Origin of the sequence: uncultured Amaricoccus sp. (genome assembly GCF_937858865.1) — a bacterium.
GTDB lineage: Bacteria > Pseudomonadota > Alphaproteobacteria > Rhodobacterales > Rhodobacteraceae > Amaricoccus.
The window spans coordinates 1-2183 of sequence record NZ_CALLYO010000236.1; the positions used below are offsets into that span (position 1 = coordinate 1).

Annotated in this window: 3 protein-coding genes; all 3 read left to right on the forward strand. The window is 69.1% G+C overall.

The window, feature by feature from the left end; genetic code table 11:
- Nucleotides 1–537 (forward strand): 16S rRNA (guanine(527)-N(7))-methyltransferase RsmG (gene rsmG / locus Q0112_RS06535; protein WP_297972966.1); only part of this gene is annotated, 537 nt, incomplete at its 5' end.
- Complete coding sequence (locus tag Q0112_RS06540; protein ID WP_297972968.1) at nt 530–1342, forward strand: ParA family protein; 813 nt, start codon at nt 530–532, stop codon at nt 1340–1342. The genes rsmG and Q0112_RS06540, both read left to right, overlap by 8 nt.
- Before the next feature lie 14 nt (nt 1343–1356).
- The coding region (locus tag Q0112_RS06545) for a ParB/RepB/Spo0J family partition protein (RefSeq protein ID WP_297972970.1) at nt 1357–2183 on the forward strand (827 nt) is incomplete at its 3' end.

Sequence of the window (2183 nt, forward strand, 5' to 3'; positions counted from 1 at the left end):
GAGCAATGGAACGCGAAAATCAATCTGGTGTCCCGCGACAGCCTGGCGAACGCGTGGGAGCGGCATTTTGCCGATTCGGCGCAGCTCTGGAGGCTGCGGCCGGCAGGAGCGCGGCGGTGGCTGGACCTCGGGTCGGGGGCGGGCTTTCCGGGCCTCGTCATCGCCGCGCTGGCGGCGGACGTCCCCGGCACGGAGGTTCACCTCGTCGAGTCCGATCAGCGCAAGGCGGCCTTCCTCGGCACGGTCGTCCGGGCGACCGGCGCTTCTGCGACCGTCCATTCGGAACGGATCGAGGCGCTGCCGCCGATGCAGGCCGACGTGGTATCCGCTCGGGCGCTCGCTCCGCTCGATCGCCTGCTGGCGATGGTGGAGAGACACCGCCGGCCGGGGGGAATCGGCTTGTTCCCGAAAGGGGCTTCGGTGCATAAGGAGATGGCCGAGGCCGCCGTGCACTGGCAATTCGATCACGCGATTCATCGCAGCCTGACGGACCCTCGGGCGGCAATAGTGGAAATCGGAGCGACCCGACGTGTCTGACCCTCAGCGACCGCATGTCCTGGCCATCACCAATCAGAAGGGCGGCGTCGGCAAGACGACGACCGCCATCAACCTCGGCACCGCGCTTGCGGCGCTCGGATACAAGGTGCTGGTCGTCGATCTCGACGCCCAGGGCAATGCCTCGACGGGGCTCGGGATCCCGCCGTCCGATCGCGCCTTCACCTCCTACGATCTGCTGTTCAGCGAAGACCGTTCCGGAATACGGGCCTACGAGACGGTGGTTCCCAATCTCACCATCATCCCGGCGACCCCGGACCTGAGCTCGGCTGACGTCGACATGGTGTCCGACACCCGGCGTCTGCAGAAGATGCAGGCGGGGTTGCGGGAGGGCGGGCCGGAGATCGCGGGGCAGGATTTCATCCTCATCGATTGCCCGCCGTCGCTGAACCTCCTCACCATCAACGCGCTGGTTGCGGCGGATTCCGTCCTCGTCCCCCTGCAATGCGAGTTCTTCGCCCTCGAGGGCCTCTCGCAGCTGATGCGCACGGTCCAGACCGTGCGTTCCGGGTCGAATCCGGCTCTGAAGATACAAGGTATTGTGTTGACCATGTACGATCGCCGCAATAACTTGTCGGGGCAGGTCGCGGCCGACGTGAGGGAGAACTTGGGCACCCTGGTCTATGACACGGTCATCCCGCGCAACGTCCGGCTGAGCGAGGCGCCATCGCACGCCGTGCCGGCGCTGATCTATGACCGGAACAGCAGCGGCAGCCTTGCCTACCAACGGCTTGCGGCGGAGCTTCTGGCGCGCATGGGCGTGCGCGCCGCGGTCGAGGCGGTATGAGCGGAGGGGCGGCGATGGAGCGCAAGGGTCTTGGTCGCGGGCTGTCGGCGCTGCTCGCCGACGTGGCGCCGGTCGAGGAGGCGCCGCGTGCCGCGCCCGAGCGCGGTGCCGCGAAGGGGCAGAGCCGGGTGCCGATCGAGCAGATCCGGGCGAACCCCGACCAGCCGCGGCGGTCGTTCGACGAGAAGGAGCTGCAGGACCTTGCGGCGTCGATCCGCGAGAAGGGCGTGATCCAGCCGCTCATCCTGCGGCCGCATCCGGTCGAGGCAAGCCAGTACGAGATCGTCGCCGGCGAGCGGCGCTGGCGGGCGGCACAGCTCGCCGGGGTGGCCGAGGTGCCGGCCGTGGTGCGCGAGCTCAGCGACAGCGAGGTGCTGGAGCTCGCGATCATCGAGAACGTGCAGCGGGCGGATCTCAATCCGCTGGAGGAGGCGCAGGGCTACCGCCAGCTGATGGACCGCTTCGGCCATACCCAGGAGCGGCTGGCCGAGGCGCTGGGCAAGAGCCGCAGCCATATCGCCAACCTGCTGCGGTTGCTCACGCTCCCCGAGCCAGTTCTCGAGCTCGTGCGGGAGGGCAAGCTGACCGCCGGTCACGCGCGGGCCCTGGTGACCGCCGGTCATCCCGAGGCGCTGGCGCGGCGCGTGGTCGAGGGCGATCTGTCGGTCAGGCAGACCGAACAGCTCGCGCGCGCGGCCGCGCCCGGGACCGGCACGCCGCGCTCGTCCGGCCGGTCTCCGGCCAAGGATGCTGATACCCGCGCGCTGGAGGAGGACCTGACGGCCACGCTGCGACTGAAGGTCACCGTCGAGCACAAGCCGGGGCAGCAGGCCGGGGAAGT